Raw genomic sequence first — 23,924 nt, 5'->3', positions numbered from 1 at the left:
TCTGGATTTAGAGAACTTACACGGACTAAACGGGGCCGCCCGGCGGTCCGTGGGTACGGAACAGGTCTTCCAGTTCGGTTTTATTCTCGGGAGTCACAAACGGTTTCACCAGCGTCCAGAGTTCGGGATGGATTGTGCGTCCGGCGGCCCGGCGCTCGCGGGCGTAGTCGATGGCGATGCGGGCGAGCCGTTCGTTGGTTCGCTCCCGAAAACCGGTGATCTGCTCGACGGGCTTGTCGCTGAAGAACGCTTTCATAATCAGTTGGTTCCAGGCGGGTTCGTCGAGCTGTTCGGCCGGGTAGGGGTTCTGAATCATGAGCGCTTCCTGCACCGGACCGATGTTGCTCCGGACGGCTTCGGTCGCCAAAAAACGCCAGTGTTCGGGATAGTGCAAAACCGGCAGGGCCGAATACAGCGCTACCAGTTCGTTCATTTCGGCGGCTTTGAACAGATTTTCGAGGGCGCTGGTGTACGCTTCCTGCGGTTCGGGCGATAGTTGTAGCAGCCACCAGACGCGAGCCAGCCGGTCGAGGGGCCAGCCTTCGACGGTAAAACCGCTTCGTTGTGCATGAATGGCCTGTGCCTGTGCGGTCGACAGGGTAACGACCGGTTTTCCGACGAAGCGCGGAATAGCGGTAAAAACGCGGTAGAAAACCGCCTGGGCGGGTTGCGAACGGTACGCGTCGGCCTGTTGGGTCAGGTATGTTACGGCCTTGTCGGCATTGGGCTGCTGCCGGATCAGCTCAAAAAGGGTGTCGGAAAGCGCTGCTGAATTCATGCCACAAAAGTAGCAAGCAGATTGACGTCAGCCAACTTACCCGGCTTTCGGATGTGCCTGGTTGTAGGCCTTCTTGAGCTTATCGATAGTCGTGTGCGTGTAAATCTGGGTAGCGGCCAGGCTGCTGTGCCCCAGCAAATCCTTAATGGCGTTCAGGTCGGCGCCCCGGTTGAGCAGGTGCGTCGCGTAGGTATGCCGCAAAACGTGCGGACTTTTCTTCTCCAGCGTAGTCACCAGGCCCAAATACCGTTTCACAATCCGTTGAATCAGAACCGGATAGGCTTTGACGCCCTGGTCGCTCAGAATCAGGTAAACCGGATCGGCTTTGGCTCCGAACTCAATTTCTTTCGCTTGCTGATACTGTTGAATCAAAAGAAATAACGGATTCGGGACGGGAATAATGCGGTGCTTGTTGCGCTTACCCAACACCGTAATGGTTTTCTCATACAGATTGACATCGGCGAGTTTCAGGCCCACCAGTTCGGCCAGCCGGATGCCGGTTCCGTACAATAGTTCGAGCACCAGTTTGTCGCGCAGGCCTTTGAAATCGTCCGGGAAATCGACATCGTCCAGCAGGGTTTCCATCGGTTTTTCTTCCACAAAAACCGGCACTTTTTTACTGGTTTTCAGCGCCGATACTTTCAGCATCGGGTCGGTTTCGATGGCTTTCCGGCGGAGTAAAAAACCGTAAAAGCTGCGCAGCGTCGCAATTTTCCGGTTGACCGAAGTTTTGTCCAGGCCGGTTTCGACCAGGCTAACGATCCAGGAACGGATCTGCTGAAACGTGGCCTGTTCGGGCTGCTCCAGTTCGTACTGGTTTTTCAGATACGTCTGAAACTGGTCCAGGTCCGTGCGGTAGGCCGTCAGGGTGTGATGGCTCAGGCGTTTTTCGTAGCGAATGTGTTCAAGAAACAGCGAAACCATAGGCGCAAACCGGAAGATTTTGATCAAGATACCATAAAAAAAGCAGTAAGCCTATGCCTACTGCCAACCCATGCTGTTACCGAATCCTACGACGGCTTATGCTTCGCTGTTGTTGCCGTACATTTTCTCGCGGTAAACGGCTTTCAGAATTTCCTGACGACGTTTGATCGACGGTTTCTGGAAAGCAGTCCGTGAGCGCAATGCCCGCAATACACCGGTTTTTTCAAATTTCTTCTTAAAGCGCTTCAGGGCTTTGTCAATCGACTCGTTTTCTTTGACGTTTATGATAAGCATATCCTGCAATTCGTTAATTTTCTGATACAAACGGATGGCAAAGATAGGCTTCCAAAAGGAAAAAAACAACAGTTTTTTGCAAAACCTCAATTCCGGAGAGCTCCCCTGAATTCGCCACTCACGTTGATGGTCCGGTGGTCGTAGGGCTTGTTATTGTGCAGGGTGGCCTGCACCTTTCCCTTAACGTATTTGCCGTCGAACTCCTGAATTTCAACGCTGCCCGGTCCCCACTGACCGTACGGGGGCGGAGAATGAATATAGGCATGCGACCACACACCGGCGTCGGGGGTACCATCGAGAGCTGAAATCGTACATTTGCTGTTGCCATCGGCTTCCCGCTGGATGGCATAGCGGCCCGGACCTTTAAAATCCCGGATTTGAAAATTAATTTCCGTGACGGCCTGGGTCGAGTTTGGATTGATGCGGGCCCGGAGCGAACCGCCGAGTGTTTTCGCTTCTGCGCTGTGACTGAGCACCACATCAATGCTGTCGTATTTTGCGCTGCCGATGCTTATTTTGCCGGCCCCTTCGATCAAAAAATGACTTACGAGAATGATTTGCCCTTTGCTTTTGAGGTTCAGTTCCACGCTGATGGCAACGGGATTAAACCCACGGGGTGGAATAGCTGCCGGAGCATAATAGGTGGCTTCGGCTCCCGATGCTTCCGGTGTTACATGGCCCGATAACCGGTCCGGTTGCTGACCCGGTTTTCCCTGTGGTAATCCGTTGACCCGCCAGTCGCGGACTTCATCCCGGTTTAGCATCCGTTCGACTTTCTTGACACCCGGCATCGGTACATCCAGGTCGTCCTTGGTTTTTTCGGTACGCCCTTCCACAAACCAGATTTCAATTTTTTGGGTCTGGCCGGTTAGTAAGTTGGCTGTTTCGGGTTTCATGAAAAATTGCTCGTACCAGGCCAGCGGATGAGCCAGGTTGAAAACCGGTGTGCTGAGGGTCCGGGCGGTTTTATCGACCGACACATTCACGCGTCCGTGCCAGATTCGCTGGGCGTCCTGATAAGCGATCCCAACGGCTTCGGGGGCCGAACCCGGGAAATCGTCCGGTCCGTAGTGCCGGACAAATTGGATTGGTTTGGCCAGCTTTTCGAGTTTGGGCTCAATTTCGTACGCGGGGCCAATGCCGCCGGGAGCTTTATTCTCGACCGGCTGAACCTTGAACCGAGTTTCCCGGTCGACGGCACCGGCCGGAAAAATCAGGGTGAATTTACCGTCGGCTACGCTCAGTTGCCCACCCGCGGGGCCAATGGTTTGTTCGGTCGCCGGTCCGATCGGTCGTCCTACTTCCGTGACCAAGCCTACCGGTCGGGTTTCGTCGGTCGGCGGGGCGTTCGGGTCAATCGGGTTGGAATTGTTGCACCCCAGAAGGAATAGGGCTGTCAGGGCCGTGAATTGAATAAAAATGCGTTTCATCAGGAGTTGTGTTTACCGTTGCCGCAAAACTCGCGGCCGATCGGCTTTCAGCCAACGGAATCAGGAATGAAGCGTTAGAAGGAGGTGGCGAAGCGGAAAGGCGATTCAGTGAAACGAACCCTGTTGGAGCTTACGGTTGGGTTGGATAACTTGCCGTCGCAAAAAGGGAAAGCGTCAAATGTCGTGGAGGAGATTTGTTTACGAAGTCATCCCGGCACATTATCCATTATTTTGATATCCAGCCAATAAGTGTCGTACCGTTTCATGAAACAAGCCGTTATTGATCTCGGAACAAATACGTTCCATTTAGTAATTACGGATGCGGGGCAGACGGTTTTCCGGGAAAGCCGACCGGCTAAAATCGGGAAAGCCGGGATCAATCAGGGCGTTATTGCCGATGATGCCATCGAGCGGGCTTTGACGGTTTTGCGATATTTCCGCGAGGTGCTCGACCAGCACGGCATTCCGGCGGAGCAGGCTGTGACCATCGGCACCAGCGCGATTCGGAATGCCGGCAATCAGGCCGCATTTATCGAGCGGGTCCGGCAGGAAACCGGGCTTGTCATTCGAGCCATTTCGGGTGATGAAGAAGCCGGGTATATTTATGCCGGGGTGAAAGCTGCCGGAACGCTGGACGATCAGATGGCCCTGGTGGTCGATATTGGGGGGGGCAGCGTGGAATTTATTTTGTGTACGCAGCAGCGAATTTACTGGAAACAGAGTTTTGAAATCGGCGGGCAGCGGCTGATGGAACGGTTTATGGACACCGACCCGATCAGCGCCACGGCGGTCAACCGGATGAACCGGTATTTTCAGGAGCAACTGCTGCCGCTGACGAACGCCGTTCATCAGTACGACCCCACGGTGCTCGTGGGGTCGTCAGGTTCGTTTGATACGCTGGTCGACATGCAGTTCATGCACGAAAAAGGGCAGTGGCCGGAGGCCGGTCAGACGGTTTTTACACTGCCCATCGAAACGTTTCACCGGTTTTACGAACAATTATTGACCCGCAACCACGACGAACGGATGCAACTTCCGGGCATGATCGAACTGCGGGTCGATATGATTGTCGTGGGCGTTTGCCTGATCGATTACCTGCTACGGACGTATGGGATTCAGCAGATCCGGGTTTCGACGTATTCGTTGAAAGAAGGCGTTTTGGCCGAATTGTTTCCCACGAAAAGCGAATAACGTTGAGACCGCAAACCGACGAAATCTGCTCTTCAGATTTGGATGGTTGCATTGCCGGGCAACTCCGAATGCTGTCACGAATGATTACGTCGTTGTACAATGATGCCTTTGCTGCCGAGGGTGTTACCTTTGCCCAGGCCAGCCTGTTGATGCAGATTCGGGCACAGCCGGGCATTCGGTAGGTGACGCTGTCGAAGCGGCTGCAAATCGAAAAGTCGGCCCTGAGTCGGGATGTGCAGTTGTTGCAGCGTAAAGGCTGGCTGACCGATTCGATCCGGGAGGGACTGTTTCTGACCGAATACGGGAATCAGGTCGCCGAGCAGTGTCAGACCATTTGGCAGGTGCTGCACCGCCGGATTGAAGAACAGTTGGGCAAGGACACCGTTCAGGCGCTGGCCCATATTTCCCGGCAACTTTTTGAGTTAAAAACCGAAAAAGAATAATTACCCAATCCTAATCTGTTGAAGGGCGAATGGCTATTGAAAGAGAACGATCGTATACCTGGGAAGATCCCATGCAGGGCGCACAGGCTGCCAAACAAATGGCGGGCTTGGATTATTTAAAAAGCATTTTGGACGGCGAAAATCCGCTGCCCCCCATTTGCCAGACGCTGGATTTTGATCCGGTAGCGGTCGAAGATGGCAAAGCGGTTTTTGCCGTAACCCCTTCCGAATTTCATTATAACCCCATTGGCGTGGTTCACGGCGGGTTGTTAAGCACCCTCTGTGATTCGGCCATGGGCTGCGCGGTGCACACCAAACTGGCGGCTGGCGTGGGCTACACCACCCTCGAACTGAAGGTGAATCTGGTCCGGCCCGTTACGGCCAAAACCGGCAAGCTGATCTGCACCGGAACCGTCATCCACGTCGGCCGCAGTGTGGCCACCGCCGAAGCACGGGTGGAAGACGAGCACGGCAAACTCTACGCCCATGCCACCTCGACGTGTATGATTTTTCAGTAGATGCTGATGGATGCTGGATGAACTGGATGCTGGAAATCTGAATGACAGCAACTTACAGTGGCCCAACTATCCAGCATCAAGTATCAAGTCCATCCAGCATCCGGTTTCATCCTTTCCGATAAATCGTCGTCGCAGCGGCCTGGGCGGAGGCCAGGATGGTCAGATCGGCGATGGTAACGTGGGCGGGAGCCGTGACGGCGTAGACAACGGCGTCGGCAATGTCGCTGGCGGTCAGGGGTGTGAAGCCCTCGTAAACTTTGGCGGCCCGGTTTTCGTCGCCTTTGAAACGGACCAGTGAAAACTCGGTTTCAACGGCACCGGGGGCGACATTGGTTACTTTGATGCCGTATTGTGTCAGATCCAGCCGCATTCCTTCGCTCAGCGCTTCCACGGCGGCTTTGGAGGCACAATAAACCCCGCCGTTGGCGTAGGTCTGTTTTCCGGCAATGGAACTGATGTTGACAATATGGCCCCGACCCCGCTCGACCATGCCGGGTGTAATGGCCCGCGTGACGTATAACAACCCTTTCACGTTGCCGTCCATCATCGCATCCCAGTCGGTAATATCACCTTCCTGAATCGGCCCCATGCCGTGGGCGTTTCCGGCGTTATTGATCAGTATATCAATTGCTTTCCAGGTGTCGGGCAATGAAGCGATGGCGGTTTCCACGGCGGCCCGGTCGCGCACATCGAAGTTGAGGGTGTAGCATTCCGATTGCTGACTAAGCGTTTGCTGCAATTCGTCCAGCCGTTCCTTCCGCCGACCACAAAGGACAAGTCGATAGTTGAGTTTGGCAAGTGCATTAGCGATGGCAAGACCGATGCCGGAGGTTGCGCCGGTAATCAGGGCAGTTGGAGTCATCTCGTTACAAAAATAAGTGGTATGAAGGGTTTCAGGGCGGAAAGACGGTCTGATAAGGTGGTCTACCTGCGGTTGATAAAAAACTGAGCAAACCGCCAATCCGGCGGGCGAAGATACGCGGCTGGTGTGACTTTATCGATTCTTTGCTATCTTGTGGTTTAGATCGCTTGTTGATGAATCCCATTTCTTCCTTTTTACTCCTTTTTCTTTTTGTGCTGCCACCGGATCGGCTGGAGCGGAAAGCCCATAAAATTCACCAGCGCATGCTGACCCTCGATACGCATGCCGACGCGCCCATTAACATGGTCAGGCCCGGTTTTGACGTGGGCGAACGGCACGATCGGCTTCGCGACAAATCACAGATCGATTTTCCGCGCATGAAGGACGGCGGAATGGATGCCATGTTCTTTGCGGTTTACCTGGCGCAGGGGCCGCGCACACCGGAAGGCCACGCCAACGCGAAAGCCAAAGCGCTCGAAATCTTTGAGCGCATTCACGATGCCTTGCGCAAACATCCCGATCAGGCCGAACTGGCAACTACACCCGCCGATGCCTACCGTCTGGAGAAAGCCGGAAAAAGGGCGGTTTTTATTGGGATGGAAAATGGCTATCCGGTGGGCGAAAATTTGTCGCTGCTAAAAACGTATTACGATCTGGGTTGCCGCTACATCACTCTGTCGCACTTTGCCAACAATGCTATTTGTGACTCAGCAACAGACCCCGACGGCCCGGTTCACAACGGTGTGAGTGCGTTTGGGCGGCAGGTGGTGCAGGAAATGAACCGGCTGGGCATTCTGATCGATGTCTCGCACGTTTCCGATAAATCGTTTTACGACGCACTGGAACTATCGAAAGCTCCGCTGATTGCTTCTCATTCCAACGTTCGGGCGCTGTGTGATTTTCCGCGTAACATGACCGACGAGATGATTAAGGCACTGGCGGCCAAAGGGGGCGTCATTCAGGTGAATTTTGTCAGTGATTACCTTCGAAAACCGTCCGATGAACACCGGCAGGCGCTAAATGCGGTCCGGATGTCGGGCGTGGGCCGGGCGGTGACACCGGAGATGCAGGCGAGGCTGGATGCCAAAACCGACTCGATCCAGAAGCGGTATGCTTACGAACGAGCCAGTGTGGCCGACATTGTCAAACACATTGACCACGTTGTCCGGCTGGTTGGGATCGATCATGTCGGAATCGGCAGTGATTTCGACGGGGGCGGGGGAGTCGATGGACTCGAGGATGTCAGCCAGATCGAAGCGTTGACGTTGGCGCTGGTCCGGCGCGGTTATTCCGAACAGGATATCGCCAAAATCTGGGGTGGGAATCTGCTGCGAGTACTGGGTCAGGCTAAAGTGAGTCAGTAGCTGGAAAAGACAAAAGAGAAATGACAAAAGACTAGAGAGGGAAGTTTGGTCCAGCCAGGATCCGATTCTCTACTCCTTTATCTCTCGTCTTTCCTCTCTTGTCTTTCCTCGTCTTTACGCTTTCTCGCAAAATTCTTCGAAGGCCATTTCCAGGTGCTGTGCGATCATCTGCGCAGACCGCCCTTCGATGTGATGACGTTCGATGAAATGCACCAGTTCGCCGTCTTTAAAAATGCCGATTGAGGGCGACGACGGCGGGTAAGGCAGCAGGTATTCGCGCATCCGGGCCGTAGCGTCGAAATCGACACCGGCAAAAACCGTCACCAGTTTGTCCGGTTTGATATCGCTATGGGCCAAAGCTGCTTTGACACCCGGACGGGCCGCGCCAGCCGCGCATCCGCAGACCGAATTGACAACCACCAACATGGTTCCGTCGGCGTTTTGCATCACCTCGTCGACTTTGTCAGCCGTATTCAAGTCCTCGAACCCGACGCTCAGCAAGTCGTCCTTCATCGGGGCTACTAAATGTGGAGGATACATCGTATTTAGTTTAAAAGTTGATACTCACTAGGTTTGATGGTTGGATGGTTAATGGTTATAGTTAAATGGTAAACTTTCAACCATTCAATCCTTTAGCCATTAAAACCCTAACAACCATCCAACCGTTCAATTTACATAAATCCTAATTCCAGTTTGGCGACTTCCGACATCATTTCGGTGGTGTACGGTGGGTCGAAGGTCAGTTCGACACTCACATCGTTGACGCCCTCGATTTCCCGGACTTTCGCTTCGATTTCACCCGGAATCGTACCGGCCGACGGGCAGGAGGGCGATGTCAGGGTCATCAGAATGTACACGTTGTTGATTGGGAATATCTTGATGTCATAAATCAACCCCAGTTCGTACACATCAACCGGGATTTCCGGATCGTAGACGCTTTTGAGGGCTTTGACGACTTCTTCTTTCAATTCAGACTCATTCATGGTATCCAGCATGTTATAAAGTTGACCGTTGGGTCTTCTGGTTATTGCCCGCGTGTGCTGCGGCAAATTGCTTCATCTGTTGAATCATCGACGCCAAACCGCCCGCGCGTCGCGAAGTTACTAAGTTACTTAAACCGATCCGATCGATAAAATACAGATCGGCGTTGGCGATGGCTTCCGGTTTTTCGTCCGACAAAATCCGGATGAGCAGGCTCACTAACCCTTTGCTAATCTGGGCAGTCGGCTCACTGTCGGCGTCGAAATGGGCTTTGTCGCCCCGCATTTCAGAATGCAACCAGACTTTCGACTGGCAACCCCGGATCAGGTTGTCGTCAGTCTGGTACTGTGCGGGCATAGGGGGCAACTTCTTGCCCAAGTCGATGATGTATTGCGTCTTATCGAGCTGATCGTCAAATAGATCAAACTCCTCGATAATCTCGTCTTGTTTCTCGTTAATGGTCATTCGTTATCAGCTAATTCGGAGCTTTCCTTTCTTGAACACCGAAAACCGTCCCAGAATTTCATCGGCAAAATGTTCCAGGATGAAATCAAGCGTGCGAATTCGCTCAGCCGGGTCGGCATTTTCAATACGTAATAATATGACGCCTGTGTGCCCCTTACCCTATTTGTATACTAACTCACCAAAATCCTTGTCCAGCGTAATAACGACGGAATTAGATTCCAAGGCTAATTGTAAAATTTCCTCATCAGGCATCGTACGACGCAAATCCCGAATGCTGATGACATTGTAATCGAGTTGCCTGAGATGATTCTCAACGCTTGTCCCAACGCCCATATCAGTAATAAACCTTACTTCAGGCATTGTCAAGCGGGTATTTTATAAACCTTTACCGCACTCAAGGTGTCGGCTGCGTAAAGCAAAGCTGCCTGGATATCTTCCCTTTCCAATTCAGGGTATTCTTGGATGATAGACTCTATACTCATCCCAACAGCCAGCGATTGAAGAATCAATTCCACCGAAATGCGCATTCCCCGAATGATTGGTTTACCTACCAGAATCTTAGGGTCTACCGTGATTCGATTCAATAGATTTTCCATGTTTTGGCTGGTTACAGCATCATCTTCCGAACCCGGTACAGCCCCTGCACCAGCCGGTCGATTTCCTCTTTCGTGTTGTAAACCGCAAAGGACGCCCGGGTGGTTCCCGTAATCCCGAACCGGCGCATAAGCGGCTGGGTGCAGTGGTGGCCCGTCCGGACGGCAATGCCCTGCTGATCGAGAATGACGCCGGTATCCTGGTGGTGAATGCCCTCAATGACGAACGAAACGACGCTGATTTTCTGCGCACTCTGACCAATAATTCGCAGTCCTTCAATGTCTTGCAAAGCTTCGGTGGCATACTCCAGCAGGCTGTGTTCGTAAGCGGCTACTTTCTGCTTGCCGAGGGTGTCGAGGTAGTCCAGCGCCGTGTAGGTTGCAATAACGTCGGCGATGTTCGGCGTTCCGGCTTCGAATTTGTACGGCAGGTCGTTGTAGGTGGTTTTCTCAAACGTTACCTCCTTGATCATTTCGCCACCACCCCGCCAGGGCGGCATCGAATCCAGCAGATCGCGTTTGCCGTATAAGGCGCCCATTCCGGTCGGGCCGTAAAGTTTGTGGGCCGAGAAAACGTAGAAATCGGCATCCAGATCCTGCACGTCGATGTCGATGTGCGAACTGGCCTGGGCCCCATCGATCAGCACTTTGGCCCCCACAGCGTGGGCTTTTTCAATCAGATACTTTACCGGGTTAATCGTACCCATCGCGTTCGAAACATGAACCGCCGAGACAAATTTGGTCCGTTCGGAAAGTAGCTTTTCGAATTCTTCCAGAATCAGGTCGCCTTTGTCGTCGATCGGAATGACTTTCAACTCGCAACCTTTTTCTTCGCACAGCATCTGCCAGGGCACGATGTTGGAGTGGTGTTCCATCGTCGTGATGATGATCTCGTCGCCTTCCTTCAAAAACCGCCTTCCGTACGTCTGGGCCACCAGGTTGATGCCGTCGGTGGTGCCGTACGTGAAAATGATTTCTTCGACATGGGCAGCGTTCAGAAACTGCTGAATCGCCCGGCGCGATGCCTCAAAAGCCGAAGTAGCTTTCTCGGCCAGGGCGTGAATGCCCCGGTGGATGTTGGCATTGTACCCTTCGTAATACCGGGTCAACGCATTGAGCACCGGCAGCGGTTTTTGGGTCGTAGCCGCGTTGTCGAAATACACCAGTTGCCGCCCGTTCACGACCTGATCCAGAATCGGAAAGTCCCGGCGAATGGCTTCAATATCAAGAATTTCGTGTGTTGAAACCTGCATAAGGAGTGATGAGTTAAGAATTAAAAGTTAAGAGTTAAGAAAAAAGGGTTTGCCAACTCTTAATTCTAAACTCCTAACTCTTAACTATCTGGCGAGTTTGGCCTGGATACGGCGTTCGATTTGTTCCCGGAGGGCGTCGATTTTGATCTTCTGAATCACATCCTCGGCAAACGCATACATCAGCAGCGACTGGGCTTCGTCCTTCGGAATCCCGCGCGAACGCATGTAAAACAGGGCTTCTTCGTTCAGTTTTCCGGTGGTGGTTCCGTGTGAGCACTTCACATCGTCGGCAAAAATTTCTAACTGCGGTTTAGTGTTCATCGTGGCATCGTTCGACAAGACCACGTTTTTGCACGACTGATAAGCATTGGTTTTCTGGGCGTCCTGCTGCACAAAAATCTTCCCGTTGAAAACCCCGGTCGAGCGGTCTTCCAGAATGCCTTTATACAATTCGTTGCTGTGCGAATTCGGTTTGCGGTGATCAACCAGTGTGTGGTTGTCGATGTGTTGCCGTCCGTTCGGGAAATACAGCCCATACATATGCGCTTCGCAGTTCGAACCGTCGAGGGCAATATTCAGGTTGTTGCGGATAAAACCGCCGTCGAGCGTAACGGTAGCGGAATAGAACAGGCTACCGTCCTTCTGGTCCACCTGCGTGGTGCCGATGTGATACGCCATGTCCGACTCGTTCTGGATCTTGTAATATTCCATCCGGGCGTCTTCAGCCACCACAATTTCCGTCACCACGTTCGTAAAACTGGCCTGATCGCCCAGGGTTCGAAACGATTCAGCGACTTTAATTTCGGCGTCCTTGTTGACAATGAACAAATTACGGGGGTGCGAAGCTACGTTTACCTGCCGGGCGTCGGAGATAAACCGCAGGATCGTTGGCGCCTGCACCGTCGTATGGGCCGGCACCTGGATGACGACGCCATCGTACGCAAAAGCCGTATTTAGGGCCGTAAACGCGTTATCCTGGTAATCGGCGTATTTGGCAAAATACTGCGTCAGCAACTCCGGCGTGGTCTTGATGGCTTCGGCCAGTGTGGTGATCGAGAGTTGATCGGCGGGGCTGACGATGGTCGACAACTCGGGTTGATACCGGCCGTTGACGAAGTACAACACGTTCCCTTCCAGCCGCGACGCTTCCAGTTGCGCCAGATCCTCGACTGTCAGCCGCGCATCGGCATTGAACTCAAAAACCTCTTTGATGAGGCTGTTGACGTTGGTATATTTCCACTCTTCGTGTTTGACGGTCGGGAAACCCAGCCGGTCGAATTGGGTCAGGGCTTCGCGCCGAAGCTGGTGAAGGGGCGATTTGCTGGCCCCGTTCATCCGCTCCTCCGAGGCCCGGAAGTCCGCCAACAGTTTGGCTTTAAGATCGTTATTGGGCTGATTGTTCATTCGTGAATGATGAGTTATGAATGATGAATTATGAATTAGAAGTTGTGAGCGTCAGCCAAACAAATCATCATTCATCATTCATCATTCATAATTGAATATTATACCGTTTCCACTTCGGCTTTGATCCAGTCGTAGCCTTTTTCTTCCAGTTCGAGGGCTAGTTCTTTCGGACCGGATTTGACGATGCGACCTTTGTACAGGACGTGCACATAGTCGGGAACGATGTAATCGAGCAGGCGCTGGTAGTGGGTCACCACGATGGTGGCCCGTTCCGGGGTCCGGAGTTGGTTGACGCCCTCGGCCACAATTCGGAGCGCATCAATGTCCAGCCCGGAGTCGGTTTCGTCCAAAATCGCCAGTTTCGGTTCGAGCATTGCCATCTGGAAAATTTCGTTCCGCTTTTTCTCGCCACCCGAGAAGCCTTCGTTCAGCGAACGGCTAAGCAGCGACTGGTCGATATTCACCAGCTTCATTTTTTCCTTCATCAACTTCAGAAACTGCACGGCGTCGAGCGGTTCCTGGCCCCGGTATTTCCGGATTTCGTTCATGGCGGTTTTCAGGAAGTTAGTGGTGCTGACCCCCGGTATTTCAACCGGGTATTGAAACGCCAGGAAAATACCTTCGGCCGCCCGTTCTTCCGGAGCCATTTCCAGCAGGTCTTTCCCCTCGAACGTCACACTGCCGCCTGTCACGTCGTAGTCTTCACGGCCCGACAACACCGATGCAAGGGTACTTTTTCCCGAACCGTTCGGACCCATGATGGCGTGTACTTCACCGGCTTTGACGTCCAGGTTTATACCTTTTAATATCTCTTTACTGCCAATGGATGCTTGTAAATTGCTAATAGTTAGCATAATGGGAGGTTGATTACTACGGATTTAAACTGCAAAGTTAATCGACGAAGCGATAGCTACACGTTTCTATAACAATTTCGTTCTGTTAAAAGTTGACGCTCACCACATTTCGTTCGTGGGTTTGACGCGGCTTTTTTTTTCATGCCCCAAAGCCTTACCTTGCAACTTCAAGCCGTGACTTTTTAATTGGCAATGCATAAAATACAAAGCAAAAACCAGACAATGGCTAATGACGACATCCGGGTTAGCTCGGAAGTCGGTACACTAAAACGACTGCTGATCCATAGCCCCGATCGGGGGCTGGGCAAAGTCGTGCCGTCGAAAGCGCAGGACTGGTTGTTTGAAGACATCGTTCACCTCGAAACGATGCGTAAAGAAGAGTACGACTACTACGTCAAGATTCTGCTTTATTTTCTTGATCCGGATAAAATTCAGGGAAAGCTGGCCGAAATCGATGCCGATCCGCAACGAAACTTCTTCAAGCCCGACCATCCGGACTATTTCCGATCGGATGCGGTGATTGATATCCAGCGGTTGCTGGCCGAAATTCTGGAAGACGAAGTGATCCGAACTCGCCTGATTTCCGGGATTTGCGCCGTCGAACGGTGCAGCTTTGCTATTCAGAATCAGTTGTATACCTACGATCCGGTTGAGTTATCCAAAATTCTGATCTCGGGTTCGCTGCCTGATCGGACGATGCTGTTTGCGCCCCTGCCGAATTTCATTTTTACGCGCGATATCGGCATCGTGATCAACGATCATATCTTGCTGAATAAACCGGCCAAGCTGGCCCGTACGCGGGAGGCTTTTCTGGCGCAGTATATTTTCTTTTTTCACCCCTTGTTCAGCCGTTACCGGGATAAGATCATTGAAATACCGGACAACGAACACCATTTCCTGCTGCCCGATAATGAACTGAGTCACGACTACACGCGCTCGACACTCGAGGGGGGCGATGTGATGATGGTGGCTCCTAATCACCTGCTCATCGGGTGCAGTGAACGGACCACGCTTTACGCGGCCCAGCAAGTCATTCGATTTTTGTTTGACCGGAACGTGGTAGAAAAAGTGACGATTGTAAAAATTCCGAAAAAACGGGATTTTATGCATATCGACACTATTTTTACACAAGTGAAACGAAACATGTGGGTGCTGCTTGGCTCGTTGGGCCGCACGGGCGACGAAGCGAAAAAGCGCGATTTGCTGCATTTTCTGGCTCCGAAAGAGCAGCCGGAAGAAATGCGGATTATCCAGTTTACGAAGGGGACCGAGCACAAACCGCTGGAGTTTGAAAATCTGGAAGATCTGCTCACGTCTATCAGCCGGGATGATCTGGGCTGTTTGGAACCGGTCCGGTTTATTTACTCCGGGAACAGTGAGTTTCCGTTCGGCGCGCGCGAACAGTGGACGGATTCCTGCAACCTGCTGGCCCTGAAAGACGGCGTGGTCATTGGCTACGACCGCAACGACAAAACGCTGGAGGCTTTCCGGCGGGTCGGTTTTGAAAGCGTGCGGGCTGCCGACCTGCTGGAGCGGTTTGAGCGGGGCGAAACCACACCGGAACAACTCGAAAATACGTTTATTTTATTACCGTCGGCAGAATTGTCGCGGGCGCGGGGCGGCTCCCACTGTATGAGTTTGCCGCTATTACGTGCCAGTGTTTAACCCCAACCCTTACCTCTCATGCAAGCGCAGGTTACATCAACGATCCTCATGATTCGGCCGGTCCGGTTCGGTTTTAACGAGCAGACTGCCGAAAGCAACGCTTTTCAGGATGTGGCCGCAGCCGTTGAAACCCGGGCCATTGTCCAGGAAACGGCGCTGCGTGAATTCGATGAGATGGTGCACCAACTCAGAGCCGCCGGGGTTACGGTGCTGGTCTACGAGGATACGCCCGAACCCCATACACCCGATTCGATTTTTCCTAACAACTGGGTGTCGTTCCATTACAGCGGAACAGTCGTGTTGTACCCGATGCAGGCTCCGAACCGCCGACTTGAACGGCGGCAGGATATTATCGACGACCTGAGCCAGCGTTATCACATAGCCAAGATTGTCGATCTGACCCCGTTTGAACAGAAAGGAAAGTTTCTGGAAGGAACCGGCAGCATGGTGCTCGACCGGATGAAGCGGATTGCCTATGCCTGCCTGTCACCCCGGACGGATGCGGACGTGCTGGCTGAATTCAGCCGCCGGACCGGCTACCGGGTCGTGACGTTTTCGGCCGTCGATGCTGATGGGATCCCGGTTTATCACACCAATGTCGTCATGTCCATCGGTGATGTGTTTGCCGTGGTTTGCCTGGCGTCTATTGCGGATCCTGACGAACGGCTGATGATCCGGCAGGCACTTGAAAACAGTGGAAAACATGTGATTGATATTTCCCTGGAACAGATGGCCCATTTTGCCGGAAATATGTTGCTGGTGAAAAGTAACAAAGGACACAAACTGTTGATTATGTCTAATCAGGCTTATGATTCGCTGACAGCCCGGCAACGCGACGAATTGGACGATTTTGCGACTCTATTCCATTTTGATCTGGCCACGATCGAAGCCAATGGGGGCGGTTCGGCCCGTTGTATGATCGCGGAAGTCCATCTGCCTTTCAAATGACAGGGGCTCACCACCGGGGCAGCGTCAATAACTCAGAGAAAGATAGTTTTGTGTTCAATCAAATAATATACGAATCTGTTCTTTATTGTTCGTATATTGTATTTCTTTATCATTTGATTGTACCTGGAATACCGTTAGATAATTTAATTGTATCAGCAAGCATCAATCATTTTTGAATTACGATGAAACTTTGGTCTTTTACGTTAACAAATTGGTAACAAAGCTGGTAAAGCGTTTAGAAAATAATTGTTTTGCCAAACTACTTTTGCATAAGTTTATTATATTTACACATCGGTAACAAAATCGGTTAGCTTTTTAAAACCCTAGCAATCATGATCGCAGAGAAGAAGAGAGTATCAAAGTACAGTAATTGCCTGAACTTCACGGCGAACGCCCTGGCACGCGTAATGACCAATATTTCGGATGAAGAGTTTGGCCGGTTGGGTCTGACAGCCTCTCACGCATTCGTATTGAAAGAAGCTATTGAAAATCCGGGTATTCAACCCAAGGAGTTAAGCGGAGAATTGCACTTAACGCCGTCGACGATCACGCGATTGATCGAAAAACTGGAATTGAAGAAGCTGGTTGAGCGGAAGATCGAGGGTAAACATACGCTGGTTTACGCGACGGAAAAAGGCATTACAATGTTACCCGACATCAAAAAAGCCTGGGATAACCTGATGCGTCGGTACGGGGAGATTTTAGGTGATGAAAGTTCCCGCAAAATGACGGATATGCTCTACGGCGCTGTCAAAGCGCTGGGTAAGGATTCATAATCAATTCCTTAAGAAGATGGTCTGCCCTTAATTCGGGTGATCACCTGTAGATTAGTACCGCTTTTCAAAACAATTTCAACGATTGAATGGTAAAGTTGAAGGATGTATACGTCAGTTGAGCAGGCTGACGGGATTCGACTTGATCATTCAATCGTTGAACTTATGAATACCAACCACGAAAAAGTTGCTTTGGTTACCGGGGCAAACCGGGGAATCGGGAAAGAGATCTCGAAGCAACTCTGTCAGCAGGGATACGCTGTTTTCATGGCTTCCCGCGATATTGAAAAAGGTCGGCAGGCCGTTCAGGAGTTGTGCGAGCAGGGCTTTGAGGCTATTCTGCTCCCAATGGACGTTACGGATCCGGTCAGTATCAAGAATGCCTGTGGCTCCTTTTCCCAAAAAGCCGATCACCTGGACGTTCTGATCAACAATGCGGCCATTCTCGAAGAAGCAGACCGGCACGTATCCATTCAAAAACTTAGTATTGAATCGCTGGAGCGTACGCTCCGCGTGAATCTGATGGGTCCCATCATGATTATTCAAGACTTCCTGCCGTTTCTGGAAAAAAGCAAATTGGGGGCTCGCATCATCAATATGACCAGCGATTTGGGCTCGCTGAACCACATGCAGGACAGTTACCCGGCCTATAGCCTTTCCAAGACAGCGCTGAATGCAATGACCCGGCAGTTTTCGGCTGCGCTGGCCGGAAAAAATATCGCCGTAAGTTGCGTCAATCCCGGTTGGGTGCAAACCAGCATGGGCGGTCCGAACGCGAATCGACCCGTTGAAAAAGGGGCTGAAACCGCCGTCTGGCTGGCCCTGGAAGCCCCCCTGCGCGAGACGGGTAAATTCTGGAAAGACAAGCGGGAAGTGCCCTGGTAATCGGATTCTGCTATCTTTGCGTATTCCTGAACCTTCAATGCAACCCGTATGTCTCTGCATAGAAAAACCGGCTTGATCTTCGGTGCACTGCTGGCGTTGGCCAACAGTGATAGCTTTGCCCATTCTTTTTTCCGGGCTGATTCCGTAAAAGTAACTGCACCGGGAGCAGCACCGAAGCAGATCTCCAACCAGTTTAAGTTTACGGAAGGCCCGGCCGTTAACAAAAAAGGCGACATCTATTTCACGGACCAGCCCAACGATAAAATCTGGAAGTACGATACCGACGGCAAATTATCCGTTTACATGGAGAAAACCGGACGGTCGAATGGGCTGTATTTTGACAAAAAAGGTAATTTGATTGCCTGTGCCGACGAGAAGGATGAACTTTGGTCGATTAGTCCCAAAGGGAAAGTGACGGTTCTGCTAAACGATTTTGAGGGAAAACGGCTCAATGGACCAAATGACCTCTGGATTGACCCAAAAGGCGGTATTTATTTCACCGATCCCTACTACCAGCGGGATTACTGGGAGCGCAAAAAACCGGATCTCGACGGGCAGAAGGTGTATTATTTACCGAAGGGGAAAAAGGAAGCCGTTGTTGTTGACGGAAATTTGCTGCAACCCAACGGCATTGTTGGGTCACCCGACGGGAAATACCTGTTTGTTGCTGATATCCGTGATAACAAAACGTATAAGTACGAAATCAACGCCGACGGCTCGCTGACTAACCGACAGCTTTTTGTGCCGCAAGGCTCGGATGGCATCACGCTTGATGAGCAGGGGAACCTCTACCTGAGTGGTCGGGGCGTGACGGTTTACAATGCCCAGGGTGAGAAAATTCAACACATTCCGGTTCCGTCGCGTTGGGTGGGAAATCTATGTTTCGGCGGAAAAAACCGTAAAACGCTATTTATCACGGCTTCTGAATCGGTCTACACCCTGGAGATGCAGGTGAAAGGAGTTGAATAAGAGGCCGCTGCTCAGTAACAAAAAAGCCAATCCGTCGGATTGGCTTTTTTGTTACTATCGAACTCTAACCACGATCAGGCAATAATACGAATCCGGACAGGCTGAGCCACAATCTCGGAGCCATCGTCTAGCGTAACCAGGAACATGAACGCAATTTCACGATACGGAGTTGTGGGCGTCGAGGGAACCGCCGGGCGTTTGGTGGCAAAATCCTTCAGCGTTGTGGTGAATTCTACCGTAGTTCCGCTACCGGTGATTGGCGCTGAAATATAATTCTGGGTAGCGTTGTTCAACGTCTGGACGTTGATGCTGGTGGCTCCGGCAGCAACCCGCGTGATTTCCCGGATCGTTCGGCCGCTGGTTTGCGGAATCGACAGCGTGATCTTGATGTTTCCACCGGCTGCAGCAGATACTTCGTAATACGGATCAAAACCGTAGGTGGTGGCCCCGGTATAGGTAACGGGAACGGCCGGACGATTGTCTTTAACCAGATCACTGTAGACGTAATCGTCCTTGCAGGAGGTCCCGGCCAGCGCAATGACGGTTAGTAAAAGAAATTGAAACGCTATTTTTTTCATGACTGTGTTTCGTTAACGAATGGCTGATTAATCAACATCCCACCAAACTTTTACATTGGACTGTGGGCCCGGGTTGGGAAAATTCGGGTTTCGTTCGATTTCCTGCGTGATGTACGCAGCCCGAACCGGACGCGTTCCGTCGATACCCACGGCATTTTGCGAAGCCGTCAACCGAGGATACCCCGTGCGTCGCCAGTCGTTCCAGGCTTCCAGGCCGTTGCCCGTCCAGGCAATCCACTTCTGGGTGATGATCTGCTCCAGTTTCTGCTCATTCGTACCGGTCAGTGTGGCAATGTTCGGGTTGGCAGTCAGGTAGGCTGTGATGGCGGCATCCGAAATGCCGGCCAGCCGCATCGAGGCCGTAATCCCCTCGGTATACAAGGCCTGCGGATCGCCCGGCGTACCCAGCGTCAGGGCTGATTCGGCCAGAATAAACGCCCGCTGGAAGTTGGTCAGCAGCCGGACCGGTCCTTCGCCCTGTGCGCCCGTTACATACGGTGCATACCGCGAATAGGTGTTTGCGTTGGGCAGTGCCCCGACGTACCCGTTATCCAGGGTCACATAATCAGCCGCCGGTTTGGTGAAAAATACCGGTAGACGCGGGTCGGTTTTCGCCGGATTCGCTGCATCGGGGCGCAACACGTTTAAAAACCGGGTGCTCATAATCAATTCGTTACGGAATGATCCGAAGATGGCCAGGTTCCAGATGGCGCTGGTGCTTCCGACGTTGCTACCGAATTTGACGTTCAGGTCCTGGGCGTTGCTGGTGATGTACATGTTTTTTTGCAACACTTCCGTAATGACCTGCCGGGCCAGGGCGGGCTCGCGCTTGCTGATGGTATTCGCCAATTTCAGCAACAGGGTGTTACCAGCCCGTTTCCAGTTGTCGACATTACCGCCATAGACAATGTCATCATTGGTCGGTTTGAGCGCCGAAGTCGCTTCCAGATCAGCCAGCCCTTCCCGTACCAGATCAAACAGGCTCTGAATGCCTTCCGACTGGTTGCCTTTGTAGATGTCCTCCTGGCTATCCAGCCGGGGTTGCAAAAACTCTTCGCCCTTGAGTGCCTGCGAATAAGGAATATCGCCCCAGATATCGGTTGCCATGCTGAATGCATACGCTTTCATAATTTTGGCAATACCGGTATACGTTTTCGAGTTTGACGCATCGGCTACTTCGATCAGCTTTTGGGCATTGATCAACGCACCGCCGTACAAATCGAACCGCCACTGGTTACCAAAATCGGCACCGGTCGTGCTGAACCGGTCATAGTTCGACGGGCTACCACCCGCTCCGGTCAGGTAATTCACCAAAACGGAGCCAAAACGGTTCAGTTCACCGTTGTTGGCAAAACCGGCTCCTGCCAACACATTCGGCAACAGAACCGAGGGGGTAGCCGTGGAGGAGTTGTTGGGTGAAACGTTGATGTCGTCAACGAATCCACCGCAGGCACCCATCGATAAGAGAATGGGTACCATCAGGAATTTTTTATAACGTGCAAAGTTCATTGTCAACAGAATAAAAAGGTTTATTAAAACGTAAACCGCAGATTCACCCCGTAATTGCGGGTGTTGGGAGCGCCGTTGAGGTCAAGCCCCTGGATGTTACCTGCTCCCTGCGTGTTTACTTCCGGGTCCATGAAGAAACCGGGGGCATAGAAGAGCAAGTTACGCCCACTGATCCCGACCGAAACCGAGCCAAAAGGCGTTTTGCCGATCAAACTGGACGGCAGGCTGTAGTTCAGGGCAATTTCCCGCAAGCGATACACCGTGGCATCGAAGACCGCTGCTTCAGAAGCCAGACCGCCCAGGTTAGCCCAATACGTTTGCGCACTCACCTGGATGTTATTGGGGCGGTAGGATTTGCTGCCATCGGAGTTGGTCACTTCAATCACGCCCGGCAGAATGCGCGGTTGCTCCCGGTCGATGCCGGTCACTTTCAAGTGCCCCTGACCGCGCAGATCGACCGCACCAAACGAGTACAGTTGTCCACCCTGGCGCGTATCGACCAGCACCGAGAGCGATAAGCCTTTGTAGCTCAACGTGTTTGTTAAACCGGCCGTCCAGTTCGGATTCGGATTTGCAATGACCTGACCGGCAATGCCCTGGGCGAACAATCCCGTGGTTGGGTTGATCAGGTAGTCGCCCTGCGGGCTACGGGCGTTGGCCGTTCCGACGATGACGCCGTACGGTTGCCCGACCACAATCGAGGGGTTAATCCCGATGAATGCATTCCCCGTTATGGGCGACTGCGTGACGCCGGGCGCAATTTCCTCGACTTTGTTCCGAATCCGGGTGAAGTTCAGCACCAGGTCCCATTTAAAGCCATTGGCCAGACGAATCGGCGTGGTGTTCAAGACCAGCTCGATCCCCCGGTTACGCATGGAACCGACGTTGGTCGTCCGGGTATCATACCCGCTGGAATTTGAAACCGATACGTTGAAAATCTGGTTCGTACTGCGGCTGTCGAAATAAGCCAGGTCGATACTGGCCCGATTGCGGAACAGACCCAGGTTTATGCCAAATTCATAGGAACGAACAAACTCCGGCGTCAGGTTCGGGTTCCCAATGCGGTTGCTGATGCTAAAACCGGGTAAGCTAACCCCACCGACCGTAATCGGGAACGTCAGACTGGCTGCGTTGTTCCCGTAAGCGGCCGGAACGTAAACCGAATTCAAGAGATAAGGGTCCGCATCGCGTCCAACCCGCGCAATGCTCGCCCGAACTTTGGCGTATGAAAGCACATCTGAATTCAGCTTGAAAGCGTCGGTGGGTACAAAGCTGACAGCCGCCGAGGGGTAGAAGTACGTGTTATTCGCTTTCGGTAAAGTCGACGACTGATCGACCCGGCCGGTCAACTCCACAAACAGGTAGTTTTGGTAACCCAGCGAAAGCTGACCATAATACCCGACCAACCGACGCATTGTGTTCGACTCGGTGCTGGCCGAGAAAACCGCCCCGTTGCTGATGTTCTCAAAGCCCGGAATTGAGAGTTGTTGACTAACGATGGTTGGGTTCTGCGTTTTGCGCTGGTTCAGGTTGTTGCCCAGTAAAAGACTGGCATTCAAACCTTCCAGAAATAAGTTATCTTTCTGGGCAGTAATGATCAGGTCGCCGTTGAGCTCAGACCGGAAAAATATATCTTCCCGCAATTCACCGGCTGGTGTACGGGCGGCCCCGATGGCGGCCACAAATTTCCGGCGGTCGGTGTAGGTGTCAGCCGTGGCCCGGTACGAAACATTCAGCCATTTCGTAATGTCGTACCCGATCTGAATATTACCGAAAACCCGGTCAACCTGGCCTTGCAGTGTTTCGTTGTAGGCGCTCCACAACGGGTGGTTCTGGGCCGGGTTATAATAAATGCTCTGTCCCAGTGCATTTTGGTAGGGCCGACCGATCAGGTCGTAGCTACGCGGAATCCGGGTCAATTGCCCGAAGGCGCTCCCCCCGTTACCGCCCGGGACGCCGTTCTGAACCGTTTGCACATACGTGACGGTTCCATTGATCTTAAACCCGTTGTTCAGCCGGGATTCTCCGCCTACCTGGACGTTGGTCCGGTTAAATTTGGTGTTCGGAATTACCCCTTTCTGCAGGGTGTTCCCAATGGCCAGAATAAAATTCCGGCGCTCATCGCCCGACGCAATGTTGAAGGAATTTTGCAGAATGCTTCCCTGCCGGTAAAAATCCCGTACGTTATCGGGATAAGCCTGATAAGGAACAGTATCATTCTGGGTCGTAACTACTTGAGTCAATGGGCCGCCAAACTTCGGCCCCCAGGAGTTAGCCGACGTGTTGGCGAAGTTGTTCTGTGTTCCCTGACCGTAGTCATTTTGCAATTCAGCCAGCCCGTACACATTCTGCACGTTGAACGATGAGTTGACGGTTACTTCCGTCTTACCTTTCATATTCCGGCCGGTTTTGGTCGTGATCACAATGGCACCCGCCGACGCCCGCGAGCCGTACAGAACCGCAGCCGCCGGACCTTTCAGCACGTTGATCGATTCGATGCTTTCCGGGTTGATGTCGGCCAGCCGGTTGGCGGGTTGCGAGCCAAACAGCGTGTTTTCCGTGTTGTTCAGGTCGTTGCTGAAAATAATCCCATCGACTACAATCAGCGGCTGGTTACTTCCATTGAACGACGTGATCCCCCGGATGTTGATGTTGGTGGAGGCTCCCGGTGCGCCACTGGCGGGGTTGATGGTGACACCGGCCAGTTTACCCTGGAGGGCGTTCAGGACGTTAGGCTCCGACCGTTGGGCAATGAGATCACCGCGCACATCCTGCGTCGAATACCCCAGCGAGCGCCGGTCGCGCTCGATCCCCTGGGCCGTAACGACAACTTCCGACAATTGGCTGGCATCGGATTTAAGCTGAACGTTGACCGTTGATTGATTGCCGACTTCGATTTCCTGGGTTGTAGTTCCGATGAAGCTAAAAACCAACCGGGCGTTGGCCGGAACATTCGTGAGCGTGTACTTCCCTTCGGAGTCTGTGGTCGTACCACGGCTGGTACCTTTCAATTGGATGCTCACACCGGGGAGAGCAGAGCCGTCGTCGGAGGATGTAACCGTACCGGTCACTGTCCGATCCTGGGCTAACGTGGGAAGGGCAAAAAGTACCCATACTAGCCAGAATCCAGCTAAACGTTTTCTCATAGATAGGTTTTGTTTGGATGAACGAAAAAAAATGGATGTAAAAATACATCTATATTATCAATTTGTGAACCAAACTAACCTTTTAGTAAACATATTT

General features: G+C 52.4%; 25 protein-coding genes. 9 read left to right on the top strand and 16 right to left on the bottom strand.

From position 1 onward, the window contains the following. Positions 1-25: 25 nt before the first annotated feature. From ACO2Q8_RS25840 to ACO2Q8_RS25825, 4 genes are all read right to left on the bottom strand, one after another. Complete coding sequence (locus ACO2Q8_RS25840; protein ID WP_423347780.1) at positions 26-778, bottom strand: EboA domain-containing protein; 753 nt, start codon at positions 776-778, stop codon at positions 26-28. Positions 779-814: 36 nt separating this feature from the next. Further along, entirely contained in the window at positions 815-1,702 is an 888-nt protein-coding gene (locus tag ACO2Q8_RS25835) for a tyrosine-type recombinase/integrase (protein ID WP_423347779.1), read from the bottom strand. A gap of 96 nt (positions 1,703-1,798) precedes the next feature. Continuing rightward, positions 1,799-1,996, bottom strand: a complete 198-nt coding sequence (rpsU, locus tag ACO2Q8_RS25830; RefSeq protein WP_423347778.1) for a 30S ribosomal protein S21 — start codon at positions 1,994-1,996, stop codon at positions 1,799-1,801. Positions 1,997-2,082: 86 nt separating this feature from the next. Then, the gene (locus ACO2Q8_RS25825) at positions 2,083-3,426 is read right to left on the bottom strand and encodes a hypothetical protein (RefSeq protein WP_423347777.1); all 1,344 of its coding nucleotides are present in this window, start codon (positions 3,424-3,426) and stop codon (positions 2,083-2,085) included. A 264-nt stretch (positions 3,427-3,690) separates the two neighbouring features. Here ACO2Q8_RS25825 and ACO2Q8_RS25820 point away from each other — a divergent pair, with 264 nt between their 5' ends. From ACO2Q8_RS25820 to ACO2Q8_RS25810, 3 genes are all read left to right on the top strand, one after another. Continuing rightward, a complete protein-coding gene (locus ACO2Q8_RS25820) occupies positions 3,691-4,617 on the top strand; it encodes a phosphatase (protein WP_423347776.1) in 927 nt (308 codons plus the stop codon). Between the two features lie 182 nt (positions 4,618-4,799). Further along, positions 4,800-5,060: a hypothetical protein gene (locus ACO2Q8_RS25815; protein WP_423347775.1), complete on the top strand. Its 261-nt coding sequence runs from the start codon at positions 4,800-4,802 to the stop codon at positions 5,058-5,060. 29 nt (positions 5,061-5,089) lie between these two features. Then, entirely contained in the window at positions 5,090-5,578 is a 489-nt protein-coding gene (locus tag ACO2Q8_RS25810) for a PaaI family thioesterase (RefSeq protein ID WP_423347774.1), read from the top strand. Positions 5,579-5,684: 106 nt separating this feature from the next. On the opposite strand, the gene ACO2Q8_RS25805 is transcribed toward ACO2Q8_RS25810, so the two are convergent. Further along, on the bottom strand, positions 5,685-6,440 hold the full coding sequence (locus ACO2Q8_RS25805; RefSeq protein ID WP_423347773.1) for an SDR family NAD(P)-dependent oxidoreductase: 756 nt from the start codon (positions 6,438-6,440) through the stop codon (positions 5,685-5,687). A 173-nt stretch (positions 6,441-6,613) separates the two neighbouring features. Between ACO2Q8_RS25805 and ACO2Q8_RS25800 the strand changes: the two genes are divergently transcribed. Further along, positions 6,614-7,804 carry a dipeptidase gene (locus tag ACO2Q8_RS25800; protein ID WP_423347772.1) on the top strand — a complete coding sequence of 397 codons (1,191 nt, stop codon included), beginning with the start codon at positions 6,614-6,616 and terminating at the stop codon, positions 7,802-7,804. 114 nt (positions 7,805-7,918) lie between these two features. Here ACO2Q8_RS25800 and ACO2Q8_RS25795 read toward each other — a convergent pair whose 3' ends face one another. The 8 genes from ACO2Q8_RS25795 to sufC all read right to left on the bottom strand — a co-directional run bounded on the left by ACO2Q8_RS25795 (position 7,919) and on the right by sufC (position 13,354). Continuing rightward, on the bottom strand, positions 7,919-8,344 hold the full coding sequence (locus ACO2Q8_RS25795) for a BrxA/BrxB family bacilliredoxin (RefSeq protein ID WP_423347771.1): 426 nt from the start codon (positions 8,342-8,344) through the stop codon (positions 7,919-7,921). 131 nt (positions 8,345-8,475) lie between these two features. Further along, positions 8,476-8,787 (bottom strand): SUF system Fe-S cluster assembly protein, encoded by a 312-nt coding sequence (locus tag ACO2Q8_RS25790; protein WP_423347770.1) that lies wholly within the window; start codon positions 8,785-8,787, stop codon positions 8,476-8,478. Positions 8,788-8,800: 13 nt separating this feature from the next. Continuing rightward, positions 8,801-9,250, bottom strand: a complete 450-nt coding sequence (locus ACO2Q8_RS25785; protein ID WP_423347769.1) for a SufE family protein — start codon at positions 9,248-9,250, stop codon at positions 8,801-8,803. Positions 9,251-9,409: 159 nt separating this feature from the next. Then, the gene (locus ACO2Q8_RS25780) at positions 9,410-9,610 is read right to left on the bottom strand and encodes a DUF5615 family PIN-like protein (RefSeq protein WP_423347768.1); all 201 of its coding nucleotides are present in this window, start codon (positions 9,608-9,610) and stop codon (positions 9,410-9,412) included. 2 nt (positions 9,611-9,612) lie between these two features. Continuing rightward, positions 9,613-9,846 carry a DUF433 domain-containing protein gene (locus ACO2Q8_RS25775; protein WP_423347767.1) on the bottom strand — a complete coding sequence of 78 codons (234 nt, stop codon included), beginning with the start codon at positions 9,844-9,846 and terminating at the stop codon, positions 9,613-9,615. Positions 9,847-9,857: 11 nt separating this feature from the next. Continuing rightward, on the bottom strand, positions 9,858-11,096 hold the full coding sequence (locus ACO2Q8_RS25770) for a SufS family cysteine desulfurase (RefSeq protein ID WP_423347766.1): 1,239 nt from the start codon (positions 11,094-11,096) through the stop codon (positions 9,858-9,860). An 84-nt stretch (positions 11,097-11,180) separates the two neighbouring features. Continuing rightward, positions 11,181-12,500: a Fe-S cluster assembly protein SufD gene (gene sufD, locus ACO2Q8_RS25765; RefSeq protein ID WP_423347765.1), complete on the bottom strand. Its 1,320-nt coding sequence runs from the start codon at positions 12,498-12,500 to the stop codon at positions 11,181-11,183. Between the two features lie 98 nt (positions 12,501-12,598). Beyond that, entirely contained in the window at positions 12,599-13,354 is a 756-nt protein-coding gene (sufC, locus tag ACO2Q8_RS25760; RefSeq protein ID WP_423347764.1) for a Fe-S cluster assembly ATPase SufC, read from the bottom strand. Between the two features lie 192 nt (positions 13,355-13,546). On the opposite strand from sufC, the gene ACO2Q8_RS25755 reads away from it, so the two are divergent. The 5 genes from ACO2Q8_RS25755 to ACO2Q8_RS25735 all read left to right on the top strand — a co-directional run bounded on the left by ACO2Q8_RS25755 (position 13,547) and on the right by ACO2Q8_RS25735 (position 18,594). Then, positions 13,547-15,019 (top strand): arginine deiminase family protein, encoded by a 1,473-nt coding sequence (locus ACO2Q8_RS25755; protein WP_423347763.1) that lies wholly within the window; start codon positions 13,547-13,549, stop codon positions 15,017-15,019. Positions 15,020-15,037: 18 nt separating this feature from the next. Further along, complete coding sequence (ctlX, locus tag ACO2Q8_RS25750; protein ID WP_423347762.1) at positions 15,038-15,967, top strand: citrulline utilization hydrolase CtlX; 930 nt, start codon at positions 15,038-15,040, stop codon at positions 15,965-15,967. Positions 15,968-16,299: 332 nt separating this feature from the next. Continuing rightward, on the top strand, positions 16,300-16,743 hold the full coding sequence (locus ACO2Q8_RS25745) for a MarR family winged helix-turn-helix transcriptional regulator (RefSeq protein ID WP_423347761.1): 444 nt from the start codon (positions 16,300-16,302) through the stop codon (positions 16,741-16,743). Positions 16,744-16,905: 162 nt separating this feature from the next. Continuing rightward, a complete protein-coding gene (locus ACO2Q8_RS25740) occupies positions 16,906-17,625 on the top strand; it encodes an SDR family oxidoreductase (protein WP_423347760.1) in 720 nt (239 codons plus the stop codon). Positions 17,626-17,673: 48 nt separating this feature from the next. Beyond that, the gene (locus tag ACO2Q8_RS25735) at positions 17,674-18,594 is read left to right on the top strand and encodes an SMP-30/gluconolactonase/LRE family protein (RefSeq protein ID WP_423347759.1); all 921 of its coding nucleotides are present in this window, start codon (positions 17,674-17,676) and stop codon (positions 18,592-18,594) included. 74 nt (positions 18,595-18,668) lie between these two features. Here the strand turns inward: ACO2Q8_RS25735 and ACO2Q8_RS25730 are convergent, their stop codons facing one another. Genes ACO2Q8_RS25730 through ACO2Q8_RS25720 form a run of 3 tightly spaced genes read right to left on the bottom strand, consistent with a single transcriptional unit; the run spans position 18,669 to position 23,827 of the window. Beyond that, positions 18,669-19,172 carry a hypothetical protein gene (locus tag ACO2Q8_RS25730; protein ID WP_423347758.1) on the bottom strand — a complete coding sequence of 168 codons (504 nt, stop codon included), beginning with the start codon at positions 19,170-19,172 and terminating at the stop codon, positions 18,669-18,671. 27 nt (positions 19,173-19,199) lie between these two features. Next, on the bottom strand, positions 19,200-20,681 hold the full coding sequence (locus ACO2Q8_RS25725; RefSeq protein ID WP_423347757.1) for a SusD/RagB family nutrient-binding outer membrane lipoprotein: 1,482 nt from the start codon (positions 20,679-20,681) through the stop codon (positions 19,200-19,202). 23 nt (positions 20,682-20,704) lie between these two features. Further along, the gene (locus ACO2Q8_RS25720; RefSeq protein ID WP_423347756.1) at positions 20,705-23,827 is read right to left on the bottom strand and encodes a SusC/RagA family TonB-linked outer membrane protein; all 3,123 of its coding nucleotides are present in this window, start codon (positions 23,825-23,827) and stop codon (positions 20,705-20,707) included. Between the last annotated feature and the right edge of the window lie 97 nt (positions 23,828-23,924).

The organism is Larkinella sp. VNQ87 (genome assembly GCF_049445795.1).
Lineage (GTDB): Bacteria > Bacteroidota > Bacteroidia > Cytophagales > Spirosomataceae > Larkinella.
Note: the sequence above shows the minus strand (reverse complement) of the source record. Positions and strands in the feature narration are given on the sequence as shown.

Coding starts and splice junctions, on each gene's coding strand:
- ACO2Q8_RS25800 (WP_423347772.1), top strand. CDS start 6,614: ATGAATCCCATTTCTTCCTTTTTACTCCTTTTTCTTTTTGTGCTGCCA.
- ACO2Q8_RS25795 (WP_423347771.1), bottom strand. CDS start 8,344: ATGTATCCTCCACATTTAGTAGCCCCGATGAAGGACGACTTGCTGAGC.
- ACO2Q8_RS25820 (WP_423347776.1), top strand. CDS start 3,691: ATGAAACAAGCCGTTATTGATCTCGGAACAAATACGTTCCATTTAGTA.
- ACO2Q8_RS25775 (WP_423347767.1), bottom strand. CDS start 9,846: ATGGAAAATCTATTGAATCGAATCACGGTAGACCCTAAGATTCTGGTA.
- rpsU (WP_423347778.1), bottom strand. CDS start 1,996: ATGCTTATCATAAACGTCAAAGAAAACGAGTCGATTGACAAAGCCCTG.
- ACO2Q8_RS25840 (WP_423347780.1), bottom strand. CDS start 778: ATGAATTCAGCAGCGCTTTCCGACACCCTTTTTGAGCTGATCCGGCAG.
- ACO2Q8_RS25825 (WP_423347777.1), bottom strand. CDS start 3,426: ATGAAACGCATTTTTATTCAATTCACGGCCCTGACAGCCCTATTCCTT.
- ACO2Q8_RS25735 (WP_423347759.1), top strand. CDS start 17,674: ATGTCTCTGCATAGAAAAACCGGCTTGATCTTCGGTGCACTGCTGGCG.
- sufD (WP_423347765.1), bottom strand. CDS start 12,500: ATGAACAATCAGCCCAATAACGATCTTAAAGCCAAACTGTTGGCGGAC.
- ACO2Q8_RS25745 (WP_423347761.1), top strand. CDS start 16,300: ATGATCGCAGAGAAGAAGAGAGTATCAAAGTACAGTAATTGCCTGAAC.
- ACO2Q8_RS25740 (WP_423347760.1), top strand. CDS start 16,906: ATGAATACCAACCACGAAAAAGTTGCTTTGGTTACCGGGGCAAACCGG.
- ACO2Q8_RS25835 (WP_423347779.1), bottom strand. CDS start 1,702: ATGGTTTCGCTGTTTCTTGAACACATTCGCTACGAAAAACGCCTGAGC.
- ACO2Q8_RS25725 (WP_423347757.1), bottom strand. CDS start 20,681: ATGAACTTTGCACGTTATAAAAAATTCCTGATGGTACCCATTCTCTTA.
- ACO2Q8_RS25810 (WP_423347774.1), top strand. CDS start 5,090: ATGGCTATTGAAAGAGAACGATCGTATACCTGGGAAGATCCCATGCAG.
- ACO2Q8_RS25785 (WP_423347769.1), bottom strand. CDS start 9,250: ATGACCATTAACGAGAAACAAGACGAGATTATCGAGGAGTTTGATCTA.
- ACO2Q8_RS25790 (WP_423347770.1), bottom strand. CDS start 8,787: ATGAATGAGTCTGAATTGAAAGAAGAAGTCGTCAAAGCCCTCAAAAGC.
- ACO2Q8_RS25770 (WP_423347766.1), bottom strand. CDS start 11,096: ATGCAGGTTTCAACACACGAAATTCTTGATATTGAAGCCATTCGCCGG.
- sufC (WP_423347764.1), bottom strand. CDS start 13,354: ATGCTAACTATTAGCAATTTACAAGCATCCATTGGCAGTAAAGAGATA.
- ACO2Q8_RS25720 (WP_423347756.1), bottom strand. CDS start 23,827: ATGAGAAAACGTTTAGCTGGATTCTGGCTAGTATGGGTACTTTTTGCC.
- ACO2Q8_RS25730 (WP_423347758.1), bottom strand. CDS start 19,172: ATGAAAAAAATAGCGTTTCAATTTCTTTTACTAACCGTCATTGCGCTG.
- ctlX (WP_423347762.1), top strand. CDS start 15,038: ATGCAAGCGCAGGTTACATCAACGATCCTCATGATTCGGCCGGTCCGG.
- ACO2Q8_RS25780 (WP_423347768.1), bottom strand. CDS start 9,610: ATGCCTGAAGTAAGGTTTATTACTGATATGGGCGTTGGGACAAGCGTT.
- ACO2Q8_RS25755 (WP_423347763.1), top strand. CDS start 13,547: ATGCATAAAATACAAAGCAAAAACCAGACAATGGCTAATGACGACATC.
- ACO2Q8_RS25805 (WP_423347773.1), bottom strand. CDS start 6,440: ATGACTCCAACTGCCCTGATTACCGGCGCAACCTCCGGCATCGGTCTT.